Annotated in this window: 13 protein-coding genes and 1 pseudogene; 5 read left to right on the top strand and 9 right to left on the bottom strand. The window is 58.8% G+C overall.

Annotated elements, in window-relative coordinates; translation table 11 throughout:
• Positions 1–71: 71 nt before the first annotated feature.
• Entirely contained in the window at positions 72–1,316 is a 1,245-nt protein-coding gene (locus BLR80_RS05295; RefSeq protein WP_092077018.1) for a sensor histidine kinase, read from the top strand.
• Here the strand turns inward: BLR80_RS05295 and BLR80_RS05290 are convergent.
• The 9 genes from BLR80_RS05290 to BLR80_RS05250 all read right to left on the bottom strand — a co-directional run bounded on the left by BLR80_RS05290 (position 1,282) and on the right by BLR80_RS05250 (position 14,987).
• On the bottom strand, positions 1,282–3,672 hold the full coding sequence (locus BLR80_RS05290) for an HD domain-containing phosphohydrolase (protein WP_092077016.1): 2,391 nt from the start codon (positions 3,670–3,672) through the stop codon (positions 1,282–1,284). The genes BLR80_RS05295 and BLR80_RS05290 overlap by 35 nt on opposite strands.
• Before the next feature lie 12 nt (positions 3,673–3,684).
• Positions 3,685–4,116: a response regulator gene (locus BLR80_RS05285; RefSeq protein WP_092077429.1), complete on the bottom strand. Its 432-nt coding sequence runs from the start codon at positions 4,114–4,116 to the stop codon at positions 3,685–3,687.
• A gap of 100 nt (positions 4,117–4,216) precedes the next feature.
• Entirely contained in the window at positions 4,217–6,145 is a 1,929-nt protein-coding gene (locus tag BLR80_RS05280; protein ID WP_092077014.1) for a sensor histidine kinase, read from the bottom strand.
• Positions 6,142–7,206: an ABC transporter substrate-binding protein gene (locus BLR80_RS05275; protein ID WP_092077012.1), complete on the bottom strand. Its 1,065-nt coding sequence runs from the start codon at positions 7,204–7,206 to the stop codon at positions 6,142–6,144. Before BLR80_RS05275 ends, BLR80_RS05280 begins: the two co-directional genes overlap by 4 nt.
• Entirely contained in the window at positions 7,203–8,471 is a 1,269-nt protein-coding gene (locus tag BLR80_RS05270; RefSeq protein ID WP_092077010.1) for a response regulator, read from the bottom strand. Before BLR80_RS05270 ends, BLR80_RS05275 begins: the two co-directional genes overlap by 4 nt.
• Before the next feature lie 22 nt (positions 8,472–8,493).
• Complete coding sequence (locus BLR80_RS05265; protein WP_171906329.1) at positions 8,494–12,408, bottom strand: response regulator; 3,915 nt, start codon at positions 12,406–12,408, stop codon at positions 8,494–8,496.
• Positions 12,409–12,423: 15 nt separating this feature from the next.
• Positions 12,424–13,485, bottom strand: a complete 1,062-nt coding sequence (locus BLR80_RS05260) for an ABC transporter substrate-binding protein (protein WP_171906328.1) — start codon at positions 13,483–13,485, stop codon at positions 12,424–12,426.
• Positions 13,486–13,495: 10 nt separating this feature from the next.
• Positions 13,496–14,122, bottom strand: coding sequence for a chemotaxis protein CheB (locus BLR80_RS05255; protein WP_092077004.1), 627 nt, complete (start codon positions 14,120–14,122; stop codon positions 13,496–13,498).
• A 7-nt stretch (positions 14,123–14,129) separates the two neighbouring features.
• Entirely contained in the window at positions 14,130–14,987 is an 858-nt protein-coding gene (locus BLR80_RS05250; RefSeq protein ID WP_092077002.1) for a CheR family methyltransferase, read from the bottom strand.
• A gap of 136 nt (positions 14,988–15,123) precedes the next feature.
• Here BLR80_RS05250 and BLR80_RS13215 point away from each other — a divergent pair.
• The 4 genes and pseudogenes from BLR80_RS13215 to BLR80_RS05235 all read left to right on the top strand — a co-directional run.
• Positions 15,124–15,324: pseudogene (locus BLR80_RS13215) on the top strand (sensor histidine kinase); the annotation flags it as partial.
• Between the two features lie 57 nt (positions 15,325–15,381).
• Entirely contained in the window at positions 15,382–16,671 is a 1,290-nt protein-coding gene (locus BLR80_RS05245) for a sensor histidine kinase (RefSeq protein WP_245691371.1), read from the top strand.
• A gap of 97 nt (positions 16,672–16,768) precedes the next feature.
• On the top strand, positions 16,769–17,704 hold the full coding sequence (locus tag BLR80_RS05240; RefSeq protein ID WP_171906327.1) for an ABC transporter substrate-binding protein: 936 nt from the start codon (positions 16,769–16,771) through the stop codon (positions 17,702–17,704).
• On the top strand, positions 17,704–20,208 hold the full coding sequence (locus tag BLR80_RS05235; protein WP_092076996.1) for a PhnD/SsuA/transferrin family substrate-binding protein: 2,505 nt from the start codon (positions 17,704–17,706) through the stop codon (positions 20,206–20,208). Before BLR80_RS05240 ends, BLR80_RS05235 begins: the two co-directional genes overlap by 1 nt.
• Positions 20,209–20,535 lie beyond the last annotated feature (327 nt).

The raw sequence follows: 20,535 nt of genomic DNA, 5'->3' as shown, positions 1-20,535 counted from the left end.
GATGGGGGCGCACAACCGCAGAACGGCCCGGAGCGTGGCGGACGATCGGACACGGATCCAGGAGAAAGACCATGACCCGAGTTTTGCTTATCGAGGATAATCCGGCGGATGCTCGGCTGGTGCGTCATCTGCTGGATGGGGAGAGCCTGTTCGAGGTGCGGTGGGCAAAAAGTCTGGCTGAGGGGCTTCAGAACCTTGAAAGCCAGCCCTGTGACCTGGTTTTGGCCGACCTGCACCTGCCCGACTGCGATGGCATTACCATTGTCGAATGTCTGACGCAGGCCTATCCTGAGGTCCCTATCGTGGTCCTGACCGGTCAACTGCAGGATGGTCTCGCCGAAGAAGCCATTCAAAAAGGGGCGGAGGATTATCAAGAAAAGGACAAGCTTAACGATCACTGCCTGAGCCGGTCTCTGCGTTACGCCGTTCAGCGTCATCAACTCAACCACCAGATTCGCCAGACCTGTGCCTCCCTTGAGCAGAGCAACCGCCAGCTCAAAGACGCCCAGATGAAACTGGTTCAGCAGGAGAAACTGGCAACCGTGGGCCAGCTGTCCGCCGGCATAGCCCATGAAATCAACAACCCCCTCAGTTATCTCAAAAGTAACCTGAAAACGCTGCAGAACTATTTTCAGCGGCTGAACGAATTCTGTGCGCTGCTGCCGCTTCAGGATTGTCCTGAGCTGAAGGAGGCGGCGCGACGGCTGAAGATTGCCCTGGTGATGGAAGACTGTCCGGATGTACTGACAGAGTCGCAGGACGGGGTGACCCGGATCGAGGATATCTGTCAGAACCTCAAGCTGTTCACCTACCAGGGGATTCAGGAGCGGGTGGCAGCGGATATCAATGCCTGCCTGAAAAGCACCGTTCGGGTGGCCTGGAATGCCCTTAAGTATCAGGCGAAGATTGAATACGACTTGGCGGAACTGCCGCCACTGCTCTGTTCACCCCAAAAGCTCAATCAGGTGTTTATGAATCTTCTGCTCAATTCGGTTCATGCCATTGAAGAAAAATATGGTCAGGCCGGACAGAAAGTGGCCGAACCCCAGGGGAGGATTGGCATTCAGACGCGCGAGCAGAATGGGCAGATTGTGATCGCGATTGAGGATAATGGCAACGGCATTAGCGATGAGGTGCTGCCGCATATTTTTGACCCCTTTTATACCACCAAGGCTGCTGGAGTGGGAACGGGTCTGGGACTGAGTGTTTCCAGTGATATCGTACGCAAGCATCAGGGTCATATTGATGTTCGCACCAGCCCTCAGGGCACGGTTTTTACCCTTACATTTCCACTAGCGGAGCCTGTTCTGAACTGACTCCCGGTACATCATCGAGCGTACCAAAATCAATCCGTAGAAACCGTTCAACCAGATCCGGATCGAAGTGATGCCCGGATTCCTCGCGCAGATAGTTGCGCACTTTTTCTTCCGGCCATCCCGGGCGGTAGGGGCGGTCTGAGCGCAGGGCGTCGTAGACATCGATAATGGCGAAGATGCGCGCTTCCAGCGGGATCTGTTTTCCTTTCAATCCGCGCGGATAACCACTACCGTCCCATTTTTCGTGGTGACAGTAGGGAATGCGGATGGCCGGGCGCAGATATTCGATGGGGCTGATCAGTTCGTAGGCGATCTGCGGATGCCGCTTCATGACGATCCACTCGTCTTCCGTCAATGGCCCCGGTTTGCGCAGGATGTTGTCGGGCACCCCCAACTTGCCGATGTCGTGCAGCAACGCACCCCTGCGCACGTGCATGATTTCATCGATGTCGATACCCACTTCGCGTGCCATCATGACCGTCATATCCGTTACCCTGCGTGAGTGGCCTTCCGTTTCGCGGTCGCGATAGTCCAGTGCCCTGGCCCAGCCTTCGATGGTCTCCTCGTAGGAGGCGAACAGGTTGGAGTGAGCTTTTTCCAGATCGTGAATCAGGGCAATGTTGTCGATGGCGATAGCCGTCTGGGTCGCTAAGGCTTGCAAAAAGTCGCGCCACTCCTGAGAGGGCTCGAATGTGTGGCGGTGGAAGATTTCCAGGACACCAAGAACCCGCCCTTTGGCCATCAAGGGAATGCCGTGGTAGGCTCGAATTCTTTCATTCTGCAACTGGGGCAGGCGCACGATCTGCATGTCGGTGCGCATCAGGTCGGGGATGGAAACCAGCTGGCGCGACTTCGCTACCGTTCCAGCTACACCCTGACCGGCAGTGACGGTGAAGTGCTGCAGCCCCGAGGTGCTGAACCCTTTGCCTGCCGTGTAGCTCAGCAGGCCGCAGCCCTGCGAGCACAGCAGGATGGCACAGGCATCGCAGTTCAGCTCGCGTTGGACATAGCCGAGGATGACGTCCAGTGTCAGGCGCATGTCCATGCTGCTGGTGATGGCCATGTCGATGCTGCGCAGGGCCTCGAAATGTTTCAGGTGGGTCGCTGTTTGCTTGAACAGCTGGGCGTTTTCCAGGCTGGCGGCGGCCAGATGAACATAGGACTGGAAAAAGTTCACGCGTTCGGTGACGAAGAAGTCGGCCTGATATGAAAACAGGGTCAGGCAACCCTGAACCCGGTTTCGCCCCAGCAGGGGAAAGGCGCCGACACTGCTCCAGCCCTGGCGCTGGCGGCGGCCACACAGGCAGGCCTGCTGCGTTTCCTGACCCAGGGCGACCAGCTTTGGTGTGCGTTCCGTGATGGCTTGGGCGGTGGGGCACTGGTCGGGAATGCGTTCATACAGGGAGGTGTCGGTATAGTAGGGGCACTCCAGCGCGTCATCCTTCGGGTAGGCGGCCAGGCCGTAATGGTGGCCCTGATCGTCGATCCACATCAGCCAGGCCGCGTCGGCCCCAAAATCGGTGACGCAGCTTTTGGCCAGCTGCTGGCCCATGGTCTCGAGGTCGAACTCCGCCATCAGGTTCTGGGCGCCCTGATGGATGGTGGTCAGCATCTGGACCTGCAGGTTCAGTTTGTACTGCAGTTGCTCTTTCTCGGTCATGTCGCGTACTGAGATCAGATTCGCCGCCCGGTGTTTCCAAACGATGGGGGTCTGACGGATATCGAGAAAGCGGTTGGCCTGCCCTGGCGGGGTCCATTCAAGCTTCTGGGCCGGGGTAGTACCGATGGTCAGACCGTTCAGCTCGTTGCCGAGTTCCAGGCGCTGGGGCGAGAGGATCGCTTCGGCGGCGGGGTTGAAAAACAGGATCTGGCGATCCTGGCCCAGAACGATCAGACCGTCGGCGTTGCTGTTGACAATGGTTTCGAGCAGGGTTTTGCTGCGGGAGATCTCTTCCTCATGCTCATGGAGCTGCCGCAGTAGCTGCTTGCGCTCAATGGCGTGCCAGATGGCCCGGCACAGGCCGTTGCCGTCAAACTCTCCCTTGTTCAGGTAGTCCTGTACCCCCATGCGTAACGACTGGGTGGCGATTTCCTGATTGCTGACCCCCGTCAGGACGATGATTGCCAGTTGCGGACAGGCCGAAACCGTCTGGCGCACACTGTCGAGCCCGTCGCTGTCGGGCAGGGTCAGATCAAGCAGGATCAGATCCGGGTTGATCTGGCCGGCCAGCTCCAGTCCCTGCTTGAGGGTTGTCGCGGAAACGAACTCGAAGCCACCGCGGCCCAGCTCGTCAATCAGCAGTTCCTGAATCAGACGGGCATCACCGGGGTTGTCTTCAATCAGCAACAGATGCATGGCTCACTCGTTTCAGGGCAGGCAGACGATGTCGAACCAGAAATGACAGATGGACTGGATCAGCTCCATGAAGCGGTCGAAATCCACTGGCTTGCTGACGTAACAGTTGGCGTGATGGCTGTATGCCTCCACGATATCGCGCTCGGCGTCCGAGGTGGTCAGCACAACCACCGGGATGCGCCGCAGATCGGGGTCAGCTTTGATCTCGCGCAGGACCTCGCGGCCGTCCCGCGCCGGCAGATTCAGATCGAGCAGTATCAGGTCCGGTAGGCGCCGTTCGCCATAGGGAGCGCGTGCCTGCAGAAACGCCAGCGCTCGGTCGCCATCGTCGACGACGGATAGCTCGCAGGGCCGCTTGCTATCCTTCAGGGCCTCTTCAACCAGGCGGGCATCGGCACGATTGTCTTCAACCAGCAGGATATGGATGGGTCGTTTGAATTTCATGCCTTCATCAATTTCTAAGTGAGAAAAGTCGACCTGAAAAAGCATAGCAGCATTTTCGTTCAAACCAAACTAATGAATAAAAAAATTCGCAAAATTTTTCTTAATTTGGTATCGAGACATCCTGGGGGCCGTTCTCAGCCAGCAGCGGCCAGGTGAAGAAAAAACAGCTGCCGGTGCCGGGTTCGGATGTTGCCCAGATCTTTCCGCCATGTTTTTCGACAATTTTTTTGCACAGCGCCAGACCGATGCCGGTACCGGGATAGGCGTCGCGGGTGTGCAGGCGGCGGAACAGCACAAACAGCCGCGGAAGCTGATCCGGTTCAATGCCGATGCCGTTGTCTTGCACCATGAACTGCCAGAATCCCTGTTCGCGGGTGACCCGCAGTTCGATGTGTGGGGGGCGATCGGGCTGGCGGAATTTGAGGGCGTTGCCAAGCAGGTTGCTAAGCAGTTGGCCGGCCTGAACCGGTACCACGCGGATTTTTGGTAGCGGATCACAATCCACTGTTGCTCCCGATGTTTCAATCTCAAGCTGTAGATTGGCCAGCACTTCTGCCAGTACCTGATTAAGGTCTGTGACGTGGCGCTCAAAATCCTCGCGCCCGGCGCGCGAGTACAGCAGCAGATCCTGAATCATGGTTTTCATGCGCGTGGTGCCTTCGACCACGAAACCGATAAACTCGTCGGCATCCTCATCCAGACGCCCTTGGTAGCGCCGTTGCAGCAGCTGTACATAGCTGGTGATCATGCGCAGTGGCTCCTGCAGGTCGTGGGAGGTGATGTAGGCAAACTGCTCCAATTCTTCGTTGGAGCGCTGCAGCTCGGCCATGGCCTGGCTGACCTGCTGCTGGGCCTGCCTGTGGCTGCTGATGTCCTGAACCAGGGCGACAAAATGATCGACGCTGCCGTCCTCCTGGCGCTGGCAGGTCACAGAGATTCTTGCCACAACCCGCGTGCCGTCCTTGCGCAGATAGGTCTTTTCCAGACAATATTCGTCTCGCTCCCCCGCCAGCACCTGCTGATTAACAGCGATACTGCGCTCCAGATCCTCCGGCGCGGTTGCCTCCATCCAGGTTTTTTGCAGAATTTCTTCCCGGTCGTAGCCCAGCAGCGTGCACAGATACCTATTGGCATCGAGAATCCGGCCATCGGGCGAAATGGTCGCCATACCGATCAGGCCCAGCTCAAAAAAGTGGCGGTAGCGTTCTTCGCTCAGCCGGATGTTTTCCAGTGCGGCCTGCAATTCTTCCGTGCGATCGGTGACCTGGTCTTCGAGGCTTTCGTTCAAGGTTTTCAACTGCTGTTCATTGGTGTGCAGCTCATCGAGCAGGGCATCGAACTGCTGCGCCAGCTCCCCGAGTTCGTTACGACCGCGGTAGCCCAGACGAAATGAACGGTTGCCCCGTCGAAGAGACTTGAGGCCGCTCTCAATGTTTTTGAGTACCGGCAGCAGCTTGCGGCTGCTCTGGACCGACAGCAGCGTCATCACCAGCGACAGCAGCAGCAAACTGCCCAATAACAGCATGCCGTAACGGTGGCTGAGCTGAAGTGTGCGCTCCAGTGTTGACTGACTGAGGATCTCCAGCTGTTCATGCATCAGCTGCAGCTGGCCCGTGAGTTGAACCTGGCGGATCTGGCGCAGCGGGGTCGCCTGCTCTGCTGGAAGATGCGCCAGATGCTGTTCGATAAACAGTTCAGTAAAGCTGCGTTCCGCCAGGTTGTGCAGCTCAGTCAGCCGGCTTAAGGCCTGCTGTTCGCTGGCGTCGTCATACACCTGTTCCCCCAGCTCCTTACCGAGTCGCTGACTCTGGTGTTGCCACTGGTCGATGACCCGTGGGCCGGGGGCAACGGCCATCTCTGTGTTGAGGATGATCAGATGATGAACGTCGTTCCTGATGATGTGGGCCTGGCGGTGCTGGCTGATTTCCCGTGTCAGGTCGGTATTGAGCACGAGCAGCACAATACCCGCAGCCAGCGGGATGATGATGGACAGCGTCAGATTCAGGCGCAGCGAGCGGCGGATGTTCATTGGCAACCGTCTTCAATCAGCGTCACCTGATGGGGAGCGACCCTGCGCAGCGGGGTCGGCGCCATCCAGCGCAGAAACGGGAACTCGGCTTCGTGGCTGTTGCTTCCGGGCTGCTGGCAGGCCCACAGGTATTGCTGTTCCAGCGTAACCAGCAGGCTCTGGGACAGCCCCAGGTGCAGATCTATGCTCGGCCAGTAGCTGGCCAGGGTGGCGGGCGGAATTTCCAGCAGCTCAGCGACCATCTGCTGGGCCTGCTGGGGCTGGTTGAGGCAGAAGGTTTCGGCCGCGGCCAGCGCACGCATCAGGTTGACCGCTGCTTCGGGGTTGGCCGCCAGCCACTCCGCACCGGCCAGCAGCAGCATGGTACTGTCGAACAGATAGGGCGCCTTGAACTGGGTCAGTTCGATGCCCTGTTGTTCGGCGGCGGTCAGGGCCTGGGCGACGAAGGGGTCGCGTGCGCAGAAGGCGTCGATGTCGCCGCGCACCAGCGCCGCGGGCAGGGTGACGATGGGCAAAAACGTCAGCTGGCACTGTTCGGGGTGGAGGCCCTGGTCCAGTAGATAGAGGTAGAGAAAGTAGTGGACGGCCGACGCCTGCTGGGTGGCAATGCGTTTGCCGACGAGGTCGCTGCCGCGGGCAATGCCGCGATCAGTGCGAGCCACAATGCGATAGGTGTCGCGCACGGTGGACAAACTGGCCAGGATGCGCGGCCGGTCGCTGCGCTGGGCGGCAAACACGACAGGGATGGTGGTGGCCATGGCGATGTCGGCCTGGCCGTCGAGTAGCGCCTGAAGCGCCAGCTTGCCGCTCGGATGCCAGGAGGCTTCCACGGCGAGACCGTACTGTTCAAACAGCTGGTGTTTCCAGGCGACCAGCGCAAGGGTGGATTTGGCTTCTTTCGACAGCGCAATACGTACCGCTGTGGGGGCCGGGCTGGCTGCCTTCTGTGGCCCAGGCGCGTCGCCACAGCCCGTCAGGGTCAGCAGAGCCACAAGGGCCAGGCTGCGGATCAGCCAGCGGAGCGCGCAGCCCCAGAGGTTCTGGTGCTGTGGGCGGGTCATGGGGTGACTTCTCCTTGCGTGCCGGACGGTTTTTTTTGCTGTGGCCGATTTTCCTTCGGCAGCCGCAGGCAGGCACAGAGTCCCTGGTCGGGGCTGTTTTCGAGCCAGATCTCGCCGCCATGATGTTCAACAATCTTGCGGCACAGGGCCAGCCCCAGACCGATGCCGGGATAGTGTTCGGCCGTGTGCAGGCGCTTGAAGATCAGAAACACGTTGTCAAACTGGGAGGGATCCATGCCGATGCCGTTATCGCACAGGCGCAGCAGCCAGTTTTTATCCTGTTCTTCACAGCGGATGTCGATTTTCAGTGGCAGCTGGCGGTGAAACTTGAAGGCATTGTCGAGCAGGTGAAACCAAAGTGTCTCGAACTGCGACTCGTTGCCGCGGATGACGGGCAGCGGGTCGCAGGTCAGTTGCAGCTGGTGGGCCTGGCTCTGTGGTTCCATAGTGGTCAGAACGCGCCGTAACGTGCGTTCGAGGTCCACCTCCACGTCGCCGGGCCCCAGCTCGTCGATCTGGGAAAACTGTAGCAGCCCGTCGATCATGGCTTCGAGCTGGCGCGCGGCGGCAATGATGAAAAGCAGGTACTCGGCCGGTTCCTTGTCGAGGTGGTTGCAGCGTTTCTGCAGCAACTGGCTGAAACTGACGATGGTGCGCAACGGCTCTTTGAGATCGTGGGAGGAGATGAAAGCAAAGCGGCTCAGTTCAATGTTGGATTTCTCCAGCTTGCCGAGCACGGAACGCAGGGTCTTTTCCGTCCCTTTGCGCTGCTCGATTTCCTCGCGCAGCTGGGCGGTCTTCTGGGCCACCTGCTGTTCGAGAAAATGGTTGCCATTTTCCAGGGCCTTCTTGTGACGGTAGAGATCGAGAAAAATGCGCACCTTGCCCAGCAGCAGCTCGGGCACGATAGGCTTTTCGATGAAATCCACTGCGCCGACTTCCACCCCCTTGAGGTGATGGAAGTCGCCGGAGTAGATGGCCGAAACAAAGATGACGGGCAGCTGCATGGTTTTCCTGGCCTGGCGCAGGAGCGTAACGGTTTCGTAGCCATCCATGCCGGGCATCTGCACGTCGATCAGAGCCAGGGCGAAATCGTGTTCCAGAGTCAAAGCCAGGGCCTCATTGCCCGAGCGCGCGCAGCGGGTTCCCACCTGCAGCGGTGCGAGAATGGTTTCCATCGCCTTCAGATTGGCTTCCCGGTCATCCACCAGCAGCACCAGTGGCGGCGCCTGCTGCTGGGCAAAATCAATCCAGTCTTCATTCATAACCGACACTCCTTTGGGCGACTTAACGGTACAGCCAGATGCGCAGCAGCGACAGCAGTCGTTCCACGTGGACTGGCTTGGTCAGGTAGTCGTTGGCCCCGGCGTCAAGACAGCGCTGACGGTCTTCCGGCATGGCCTTGGCGGTCAGGGCCAGAATGGGCAGATTTCCGCCGTTTTCGCGGGCGCGGATGCGCCGCGTGGCTTCGTAACCGTCCATGATTGGCATCATGATGTCCATCAGCACCAGGTTGATCTCCGGGTGCTCGTCGAGCACCTCCAGTGCTTTCTGGCCATTGGCGGCCTGCAGCACCGTCAGACCTCGCTGCTCCAGCACGTGGGACAGGGCAAAGATATTGCGCATGTCATCATCGACCAGCAGCACCGTCTTGCTGTCAAAAATGTTTTCATTGCGGTGCAGCGAATCGATGATCTTCTGTTTCTGGTCCGGCAGTTCGCTGACCATGCGGTGCAGAAACAGCGAGGCTTCATCCAGAAGCCGGTCGGGAGATCGGTTGCCGTCGCGGATGATGATGGAGCGGGTGTAGTGCGATAGCTGCTGTTCTTCTTTTTCGCTCAACCGCCGCCCGCTGTAGATGATGACCGGCGGCACGGCCAGATTGTCAAGGGCATCGATCTGCTGCAACAGGTCGATGGCGCTCATGTCCGGCAGGTTGAGATCGAGCACCATGCAGTCGATGTTTTTCTCCTGCAACGTTGTCAACGCGGATTCACCGCTGTTGACCGCAGTGGAATGGACATTGCCATTGCCGATGATGCGGCGGATCTCATCGGCTTCGCCTGATTCCCCTTCCACAATCAGCAGCTGGCGGATCGACTGGCGGGACATACTTTCAATCTGTTTGAAAACGCCTTCCAATTCTTTTGCCTGAACCGGTTTGCGCACCAGGCTGAGGGCACCGCGCTGCAGGGCTTCGTTGCTGTCCTCCGTGGCAGTGATGACGTGCACCGGGATGTGGCGCAGGTTGCGGTCGTTTTTGACGATCTCCAGCAGTTCCATGCCGTGCAGGCCGGGTAGGCGCATATCGAGCAGGATGGCGCAGATGGCCGGTGTCTGCTGCAGCAGCTCAAGGGCTGATTCGCCGTCGGCACTGTGCAGAAAGCGGAAATGGCGTTCGTGACACAGGTCGGCCAGGATGCGGGCAAAGCGCAGATCGTCCTCAACGATCAGGATGACATGGTCGTGTGGTGACAGCTGCTCGCGATCGTCTTCGAGGGATTTTGGCCGCTGCGCGGGGTCCGCTGGTGCAGAAGGTTCTTCCGGCCTGGGCGACACGCCCTGCGCCTGGGCTGGTGCCGCCGGTACAGTCTCCTGGCTGGCCGCTGCGGGGGCTTCCTGGCCCAATGGCAGGTAAAGGGTGAAGGTGGATCCCTTGCCCGGCTCGCTGTCGACCGTGACCCTGGCACCTAGCAGTTTGCTCAGTTCGCGGGTGATGGACAGGCCGAGGCCGGTGCCGCCGTAGCGGCGGGAGATGGTGCCATCGACCTGCTGAAATGCGCCGAAGATGTCTTCCAGATGGTCCTTGGCGATGCCGATACCGGTATCGCGCACGGCAATGGCCAGCAGCGGCTTATCGCCCAGTTGCTGGCGCGCCGCCTCGTCGGAGTCAGGCTGGTAAAAGCGTACGCTGACGCCACCCCGGTCGGTGAATTTGAGGGCGTTGGACAGCAGGTTCTTCAGGATCTGTTCCAATCTCTGTGGGTCAGTGACCACCAGTTCGGCGGTGCCCTCACTGCGCTCAAGGCTGAAGCTGAGGTTTTTGCTGTCGGCCATGTGGCGGAAGGCCGCTTCCAGTCGCCGGCTCAGCAGATCGAGAAAAACCGGTTGACGATGCAGTTCCAGTCGCCCCGCCTCGATCTTGGACAGGTCGAGGATCTCATTGATCAGCTGCAGCAGGTCACTGCCGCTGCTGTAGATAATCTGCGCGGCCTCGGTTTCCTTGTCGTCGAGATGGCCCGATTTGTTGCCGGCCAGTTCATGCGCCAGAATCAGCAGGCTGTTGAGGGGGGTGCGCAGCTCATGAGACATGTTGGCCAGGAATTCCGATTTGTAGCGGCTGGCCTTTTCGAGTTCTGCGGCTTTTTCCTGCAGGCTCTCCTGTGCCGCCTGCAGGGCGCGGTTTTTCTCCATCTGCAGCTTTTGCTGGGCGGCCAGGGTTTCAGTTTTTTCTTCCAGTTCCTCGTTGGCGCTCTGCAGTTCCTCCTGCTGGACGCGCAGCTGTTCTTCCGAGGCGCGCAGTTGCTGGGTCTGTTCTTCCAGCTCTTCGTTGGCGACGCGCAGTTCCTCCTGTTGGGCCTGCAGCTGGGCGCTCAGCTCCTGCGACTGCTTCAGCGCCTGTTCCAGTCGTTTGCGTGATTGACTGCTGTGGAGGATGACGGCCAGAGCTGGTGCAATGTGATCGAAAAACTGGCGCTGAGCCTCGCTGAATGGGGGTAGGCTGGCCAGTTCCAATACCGCAACCAGTTCGTCCTCGAACAGCAGCGGCATTGCGAGCAAGTGCCCCGGATGGATGCCGGCAAAGCCAGTGGCCACCACCAGCTGATCGCGGGCGATGTTTTCGAGGGTCACGACCGTTCGATCCTGAGCGCACTGCTGCACCAGCGCCAACCCCTGCCGGCGGTCAACCGACTCGGCGGAATCCACTTCGACACAGTAGCTGCCGACCTGCTGCCAGCCCTGGTTTGCAAGAGGGATCAGCAACCGGGCGGCGGCAATGCCGCTGTGTTGCGCCATTACCTGCAGCGCCCGGTGGCCGAGCTGATTTAAGTCGAGGATGCTGCGAGTCTGTTGTTCCAGCAGGCCCAAGCCATCCTTTAGCCAACTGGTATGCTGCTGCTGGGTAGCGTAGTGGAGCAGGTCGCGGCACATCTGATTGAACGCCTGGGCTACGCGGGCGAGCTCATTATTGCCTGCTACCGAAATCTGCTGATTGAAGTGGCCGTCGCTGATGGCGCGTGCTGCCTGCTCAAGACGCTTCAGGGGTCGGGTGATGCGGGCGCTGAAAAACAGGGTCAGGGGCAGACACAGCGCACCCATGCCTGCCAGCATCCACAGCAGCAGGGCGCGGGTGCGATGGATTTCAGCCAGGGTTTCCGCAGCCGGGCGTTCGGCGACCACCCACCAGCCGGTAAGCGGGCCTCGTGCTCCGGCGCCGAAGACCTCAATCCCTTTGAGGCTGGCGTAGCGAACGTGTTCATCCGTTGACCCATCCTGGGTGATCGCCATGAATCCCGGGGTAAAGCGGGTCTCCCTGAACACCAGACTCGGGTCGGAATGGGCCAGTAGCCGGTTTTCACCATCCAGCACATAGAGGCCGCCCTGCTCGCCGATGCGGATGTCGGTTATGGCGGAAAAGAGGGGGGCCGCAGCCAGCTTGGCGCGCAGCACGGCTGACAGGGTGCGGTTGACCGGATCAACCAGTGGGATGTCGATGGTCAGCAGGTAACCGAGTCCTTCGCTGAAGTTTGGCGCGCTGAAGACGGTTTTACCCTGCCGCAGCGCTGCCATGTCTGGCCGGACACTCTGGTCTGCGAGGGCACCGCTTGCGTGGACTCTGTCGTTGTCGATTTTGATCCGGGTTGTACCGGACGGGTCAAGGATTCTAAGACCTTTGAGTTCCGGCTGCTGCTTGAGCATCATCAGCAGGGTCCATTCCTGCTCCTCAGGTGGCAGAGAAGACAAGGACAGGTTTTCAGCGGTGGTGGTCAGGTTGCGTGCGCTGTCCTGCAATGTTTGCTCGATCTGCTGCACGGCCATGACGGCCGTGCGCTGGCCGGCACGGATCTGAACCCTGAGCAGTTCGTGATAACTGGCCAGCAGCGAGAAGAAACCAAAGAGTGCCAGCGGAACCAGGCCGATCAGCAGAATCAGGGCCGGCAGCCGGAACTGGATGGTTTTAAAAGGATTGATGTGCGCCATCATTCACTCCCTGCGTCAGAAGGCCGGGGCGGCATCGACGATGCGGTCGGCCAGCCGCCAGATCTGGGGTGGCAGATTCAGTTTCAGCCGTTCGATCATGCTGCGATTGAGTACCAGCTCGTAATGCTGAGGGATTTCGACGGGAATGTCGGCGGGGGATGCGCCGTGAAGAATCTTGATAGCCAGGCGCGCGGCCTGGGCCCCGTCGGCACTTTGCAGACTGCCGTAGTGGGCGAACGCTCCCTTGGCGAGGCTGTCATCGAAGTCACCAAAAATGGGGATGCCCAACTCCGTCGCCAACGGGGCCAGGGCCTCGCCGAATACCTGATGGATAGGCCCGCAGGGAAACAGCAGAATGGCGTCGGTATTGTCCCGCCGGACAAGCTGCTGCGCCTTGCTCTTCAGCTCGTCCTTGCTCTCGAGATCGATAATGCGTACCTCCAGACCGAGTTTCTTGCCGGCCTCAACCGCCAGCACGGCGGATTCGGCGGAAGAACCAATGGTTGGAATGCTGAAGCAGGTGACGTGTTTGATTCCTGGCAGCATTTTGTGCAGATACCACAGGCGTTTTTCCGTCAGCACCGTGTCATTGCTGTCAATGCCGGTCAGATTGCCACCGGGATGGCGGATGCTTTCAATCTGGCCGCGCTCGACGCAGGAAGCGCTGAAGAGAAACACGACCGGCAGGGGGGCCTCATCCGTGGCCAGTTTCAGGGCGTCCGCTTCGATGCCGCCGGCGGCAATGGCCACATCCGGATGGCTGGCGACGATCTGGCGCGCCAGCGGCAGGAGCTGGCTGCTGTTGCCTTCGGCGTTGAAAAAGGTGTAGACATGGTGGACGCCGTACTGATCGCCGTGCCTGGCCATCTCCTGTTTGAAGCCGTCAATGCGGGGCGTGCGGTGGTCGCCAGCGAGCAGAACGGCGAAACGGTACTGCTTGTTGTGATGCGCCCCGTTGGTGGGTTGCTGGATGGACAGGGCGAAGGTTGGCAACAGCAGGCTGGTGAGCAGAGCGAGCAGCAGGGTTCGGCAGGGAAGCCGACGCGCTGTAACAGATGTGGCAGACATGGCAGACATGGTCATCTCCTCAGGGTGAAAAAAAACGCGCAAGCCGGGCATTGAGCCAGTGGCCGATCTCGACCGGCGGCAGAACGGCGTCGGTTTCCGTTGCAGCTAAAGCACTTTGCGGCATATATGGAACTTCTGCCGTGTCCGGGGTTTGTACCAGGGTCTTGCCCCCGAGATCATGGATACGGCGCAAGCCGGCAGCCCCGTCGTTGGAGGCTCCGCTGAGCAGAATTCCGGCCAGTTGATCACGGTAGGCCAGTGCGGCCGTTTCAAACAGGACATCGATGGACGGACGGCTGTGGTTGACTTTTCCGTCAACAGACAGGGCCAGGCTGCGGTCCTGTTCGATCAGCAGGTGATAGTTGGCCGGGGCCAGGTAGAGTGTGGCCGGGCGCAGTGCTTCCTTGTCATCGGCTTCCTTCACCAGCAGGGACGTCTGAGCCAGTAGCGCGCGAACGAAGGTGTCGGTGTGCGAGTGTGGATGGAGATGGATCACGCACACCAGTGGCACCGGAAACCCCGGCGCAAGAACCGCCGTCAGCGCGTTGAGCGCGGTCAGGGCGCCCGCAGAGCCGCCGATGACGACGCACTGGAAGGGCGGCCTGGCTGGTCCGGTTTTTTCTTGATGTGGCGTGCACGTTTCCATTCCGGTCTCAGGTTGTGAAAATCGGGTTCTGTGTCTGGTGCTTGTCATTGATCTGGTAACAGTGCGACGCTCCTGCGACGGGGTTGAAGAAATCGGCGACAGTGGAAAAAGCCGGTGTTTCCTTGGTGCCGAGGCAGAGGAATCCGCGCGGTGTCAGGGCATCGGCGAACAGGTGCAGGGCCCGATCCTGAAGCTCGCGATCAAAGTAGATCAGCACATTGCGGCAGCAGATCAGGTGCATTTCGCCAAAAATGCCATCGGAAACCAGATTGTGATTGGCGAAGGTGATGCGCTGGCGTAGCGAGGAGTCCATGATCGCTGAGTCGTAGCGGCAGTGGTAGTAATCGGAGAAGCTGCCGAGCCCGCCGGCCTGCTGGTAGTTGAGGGTGTACTCGCGCATGCGATCGACATTGAAAATGCCCTGCCTGGCCTGGTTGAGGGAGTCGTCATTGATGTCCGTGGCATAGAGCTGGCAGTGCTCGGCGATCCCCTCTTCCTGCAGCAGGATCGCCATGGAATAGACCTCTTCGCCGGTGGCGCAGCCGGCGTGCCAGATGCGCAGCGACGGGTAGGTGCGCAGTACCGGCAGGATGGATTCACGCAGGGCGCGGTAGAACTCCGGATCGCGGAACATTTCGGTGACGGTGACGGAGATGGTGAACAGCAGTTGGTTGAAAAAGGCACGGTCGCGCAGCAACCGCGGAATCAGATCGGCCGTGTGCTGATAACCGCTTTTGCTCAGGAAACTGGCAATACGCCGGTTGAGTGAGGCCGGGGCGTAGTGGCTGAAATCGTAGCCGTAACGGTCGTGAAGCGCTTTCAGCAGCAGCTCGGTTTCGAGTTTTTCAAGATTTATCGGTTCCATGTGGTGACCTCCGGCCAAGGCACTGCCCACCCTGCGTGTCATCAAGTATAAGGTTTGTTTTTTGCTTGTCGAACGGTTTACCGGTTTTCGGAAGCATTTTCTTATTATCCTGTGAACCTGGGCCGAGGACGGGTGGGCTCATGTCACGGTGACCGACACTGGCAGTAGTATGAGTAACGAGGTTAAGCGGCTGATTTTCGATCCTTTTTTCACCACCAAGGAGGTTGGTAAGGGAACCGGGCTGGGATTGAGTGTCTGCTACGATATTATCAGTAAGCACCAGGGAACCATTGGGGTTGACAGCACACCGGGCAAGGGTACGGTTTTTCACCTGTGCCTGCCGTTGCCCCCGCCTCAAGGTGCGGAACCTGCTGATGAACCAGAAGGGGGCTACATGGAGAATGAAACTGATGCGCAGCTCGGGGTCAGACTGCAGCAGCTCGAAGCTGAATTGCACGATCAGGAGGCGCTGGTCCAGGCGTATCTCAACGCGGCCCGGTCGGTTCTGGGGGCGGACAGTTTTGAACAGGTCGCGCGACAGATTTTCGATGCCGCCATTGGCCTGATAGGGGCTACCTCGGGCTATGTGGCCCTGCTGTCAGAGAAGGGGGATGAAAACGAGGTTCTCTTCCTTGAAGCCGGCGGGCGGCCCTGTACTGTTGACCCGAGCCTGCCGATGCCGATCCGGGGGCTGCGCGAGATCGCCTACCGCACGCAGGGGGTCGCTTACGAAAATGACTTCATGCACAGTGAGTGGGTCAAAATGATGCCCGGGGGCCATGTCCGGCTCGACAACGTGCTGTTTGCGCCGCTCAATGTTGGTGGCAGGACGGTCGGCATCATGGGCATGGCGAACAAGCCGACAGACTTTACCCCGCGCGATGCTCATCTGGCGGCCATGTTTGGCGATCTGGCAGCCATTGCCCTGCAGCGGGCCTACGATCAGCAGATGCTGCATGTCCTGACGCGGAACCTGCAGCGCTCCAATGAGGATCTTCAGCAGTTTGCCTATGTGGCTTCCCATGATCTTTTCGAGCCGCTGCGGTCAATTTCCGGCTTTCTTGCGCTGCTGGAGAAGCGCTATCAGGCCAGTCTGGATGAGATCGGGCGTGAGTTTATCCATTTTGCCGTCGAAGGTGCAGCACGCATGCGCAAAATGGTGGAGGGGCTGCTGACCTTTTCACGGCTTGAGACCCAGGAGAAAACGTTTAATCCTGTTGATATGAATGCGATTGTTCGCAGTGTGCTGGATGATTTACATGCCCAGATTTCCGAACGGCAGGCCTGTGTCCATGTCGACAGCCTGCCCCGGGTTGCTGTCGATAGCAGCCAGTTGCGACAGCTGTGGCAGAACTTGATCAGTAATGCCATTCGCTACAATCAGTCCCGTCCACCCCGGCTGGAGATTGGCTGTGACGAAAAGGAACAGGAGTGGGAGTTCAGGATAGCGGATAACGGCATCGGTTTTGACAGCGAGCTGTATCAGGACAAGATCTTTCAGATGTTCAAACGAATTGATCCAGACAGTCAGGCCGCAGGGTGCGGCATCGGCCTTGCTCTGTGCAGAAAAATTGTTGAACGCCATGGCGGCCGGATCTGGGCGACTTCGGAGCCGGGTAATGGCAGCTGTTTTTATTTCACCCTGCCTCGACCTGCCGAGGCGGCGCGGGGGAAAAGATCGTGAGTTCAGGATGGTATTTGTACGTGCTCGCAGGGCGCTGGCCGTGCTAAATCGGGTCAGGATTTTTTTCCAGCGGTGTTTCAGCGCACTTTTTTTTCCAGTGCTGCTGGTCGTGCTGGTGTGCAGTTGTCAGGATCTGTCGTCCCGTCCGTTGCGTGTCGCCGTTCATCCCTGGCTGGGCTATCAGTCCCTGATTCTCTGCCAGCAGGAACATCGGCTTGATGCCGCTCAGGTTGAACTGGTTCCCAGTGTGTCCTTGTCTGCGTCGAGCCGGTTGCTGTGCGAGGGCAAAGTGGATGCGGCAACCGTGACCCTGGACGAGGTGTTGTTTCTGCGGCAGAAGGGTGTCCCCCTGACGGTTGTGCTGGTGCTTGATGCCTCGGCCGGTGCGGATCTCCTCCTGGCCAAGCCGCCGGTCGCAACCCTGCAGGCTCTGAAAGGGGCGACCATCGGCATGGAAGATTCCGCCCTCAGTCGCCTGATTCTTGGTGAGGTGCTGCGGCGTGCCGGACTGACGGCTCAGGATGTGACCTTGACGACGGCCATCGTTTCGGACCACGGCCGGTTGTGGCAAGAACCGGAGGTCGATGCGCTGATTACCTATCTGCCACTGGCTGAGGGCATCGGGCCGGAGGCGGTCTGCCTGTTCGATTCGCATCAGATTCCGAACCTGATCCTGGATGTGCTGGCGGTACGCGGCGATCGTCTGGATCTGTTTCGTCCGGCGCTGAAACATCTGCTGTCGGGGCACTTTTCTGTTGTGAAAAAGCTTATTGCCGATGAGCCGGATACGATCAATCGCCTCGCGACAATCCTCAACCAGCCCTTTGAAGTCATCGATCTCATTTTGCGCCAGATTACCTTTCCCACCCGGGAGTGGAATCGCCAGTTTCTCAGCCGGTCAACCCCTGAAACCAATCCCCAGTTGGCAAAGCTGATCAGGGGGTTGCAACAGGCCGGTGCTCTGGCGGAAGGCGTTGACTGTTCGAGCTTGTTCGACGCCTCCTTTCTGCCTCCTGCCCCGGAGCGAAACTGATGAAGTGCCGATGTTTATGGGCCCTGTTGCTGGGCCTGCTTTTTGTTGCTCCGGCTCAGGCGGGTGAGCTGACCATTGGTGTTCTGTCCTTTCAACCCAAACCGGTGGCGGCAAGGACCTGGTCGGAGCTGGAGGCGTACCTCAATCGCCTTGAGCCGCAGTTGAACGTGCGTATTCTTCCCCTTGCCCAGGATGAGCTGGAAACGGCAATCTCGGAGCGGCAGATCGATTTTGTTTTTACCAATCCGGCCCAGTATATTCGTTTCCGCACGCTGTATGGACTGTCCGCACCCCTGGTGACGTTGGTGCGGAGCAATGGCATACGTTCGTTTTATTCGTTTGGCGGGACCATTTTTGCTCGTGCGGACAATGCGTCCGTCAACTGTTTGGAGGACCTGGCCGGCAAACGGGTGGCCATTGCATTCGATTCAGCGTTCGGCGCCGCCCAGGTGCAGCAGTATGAGCTGTTTCTGGCCGGCCTGCCCCTTGTTCAGCCGGATCACTATGTCGTGACCGGGCTGCCCCACGACAAAATGGTGCTGGCGGTATTGGAGGGCAGGGCCGATGTCGGGTTCGCCCGTGCCGGCACGATCGAGCGGATGGCGGCGGCCGGCACGATTGATCCTGCGCAGTTGAAAGTGATTCATCTCCAGCAGTTTATCGATTATCCGGTCATGGTTTCGACCCACCTCTACCCGGAATGGCCGCTGGCATCGTTGCGCCATGTGCCGTCGGAGCAGAAAAAATGGCTGATCGCCGCTCTGCTCAAGGTTGAACTGCCGGTCTCGTCTGGTTCGGTTTTTGCCTTGAAGGGCTTTCAGCCGCCGGCCGATTATTCCTCGACGGAACAGCTGATGCGGGATCTGCGGGTTGCGCCGTTTGATGAATTGCCCGAAATGCGGATCGCCGATGTTTGGCAGACTTACCGTGGGACCCTTGTTTTATCAGGCATGTTGTTCGGGGTTGTCAGCCTGCTCGGTATCTATCTCTATTTTAGCCGCCGTCAGCTGAAGCTTGAGCGCCAGCGGCTGGATAATGTCCTGCATGGTACCAGTGCCGGTACCTGGGAATGGAATGTACAGACCGGGGAGACTCGCTTCAATGAGCGCTGGGCGGAGATGATCGGTTATGCGCTCGACGATCTGGCGCCGATTTCGATCCAAACCTGGAGCGATCTGGTTCATCCCGATGACCTCAAGCATGCCGAGCTGGCTCTGAAAAGGCATTTTTCCGGGGATAGCCCTGTCTACGAGTGTGAATTCCGCCTGCGCCACCGCGACGGGCACTGGGTCTGGGTTTTGGATCGGGGCAAGGTGTTGTCCCGCACGGAGGAGGGGCAGCCTCTGATGATGTTTGGCACACATCAGGACATCAGCGAGCGCAAGCTCTCAGAGCTGGAGAAAAAGAGATTTGATAGAATTTTTGACCAATCGGTTAATGAAATCTACCTTTTTGATGCCGATACGCTGCGTTTTCTCCAGGCTAATCGGGCGGCCTTGGACAATCTCGGCTACTCAGAACAGGAGTTAAGGCAGATGACGCCGCTTGATATCAAACCCGAGTATGATCTGGCGTCTTTTAAGCAGGCGATACAGCCACTGGTCGAAGGACGTGCGGATAAGGTTGTTTTTGAAACAGTCCACCAACGAAAAAACGGGCTGTCCTATCCGGCTGAAATCCATCTTCAGCTGGTCGAGATCGATAATGAGGCTATTTATGTGGCGATCGTTCTTGATGTCGCGCAGCGGAAGAAAGCCGAGCAGAGTCTGCGTGTTGCGCTGAAGGAGCTGCAGCGTTCCAATCGTGATCTGGAGCAGTTTGCCTATATTGCTTCCCACGATCTGCGCGAGCCGTTGCGTATGGTGAGCAGTTACAACCGCCTGCTGGCCGATCGTTATGGTGATCGGCTGGATGAAGATGCGCGCGATTTTCTGGCCTATTCTCTGGATGGCGCCCAGCGCATGCAACAATTGATCAATGATCTGCTGGCCTATTCTCGATTAACCACACAAGGGAAAGCGTTCGAACAGTTGTCGTTAACCATGGTGGTGGAGGAGGCACAGAAAAACCTTCAGCTTCTTATTGAGGAAACCGGTGCGGCTATAAGCTGTGAGGCGCCGGTCGAGGTTGAGGGCGACCGGGTCCAGCTGATACAGCTGTTTCAGAACCTCATTGGCAACAGTCTTAAGTTTCATCGTGAAGGGATCGTGCCCGCCATCCGTATTTCTGCTACAGCCGATTCCGAAGCGCCCTCCATGGTTCGGGTGGCGGTTTCTGACAATGGTATCGGTTTTGACCCGTCTCAGGCCGAGGAGGTGTTTGCGATGTTTAAGCGGCTGCATGACCGTGAACAATATGCAGGGAGTGGAATCGGGCTGGCCCTGTGCAAGCGCATTGTGGAGAATCATGGCGGGTCGATCTGGTGCGACCCAACGCCAGAGATCGGAACGACCTTTTACCTGACTTTGCCTGTGGCGGTGAATCGACACCGTTGCTCCGATTAAAGCATACAACTGAGCCTCTTGCAAAAAGTTCTGAGCTGAGGCGTTGACAAACGATCTGGGGACATGAGTGCCGGCTTGGGCCCGAAAATCAGGCCAGAAAGGGATCTTTTCCGGATTTCCGGACGGACGTCCCCCCTCAGAGCTCCAGTTTCTTGTTCTTTGACATCAGCAACCAGTGACTTTGAGCAACTGGTCGGCAAATAAAGTGACGATACCGAACATGGCATGCATCATGACCTTGTCCGGGCCGCGAACCTGAATGCTGCGGCCGCCAAACTCATCCTTGAAGCGACCATTGCAGCGCTCCGCTGAACTTCGCTCGTTGTA

It is taken from the genome of Desulfuromonas thiophila (genome assembly GCF_900101955.1).
GTDB classification, from domain to species: domain Bacteria; phylum Desulfobacterota; class Desulfuromonadia; order Desulfuromonadales; family Desulfuromonadaceae; genus Pseudodesulfuromonas; species Pseudodesulfuromonas thiophila.
Note: the sequence above shows the minus strand (reverse complement) of the source record. Positions and strands in the feature narration are given on the sequence as shown.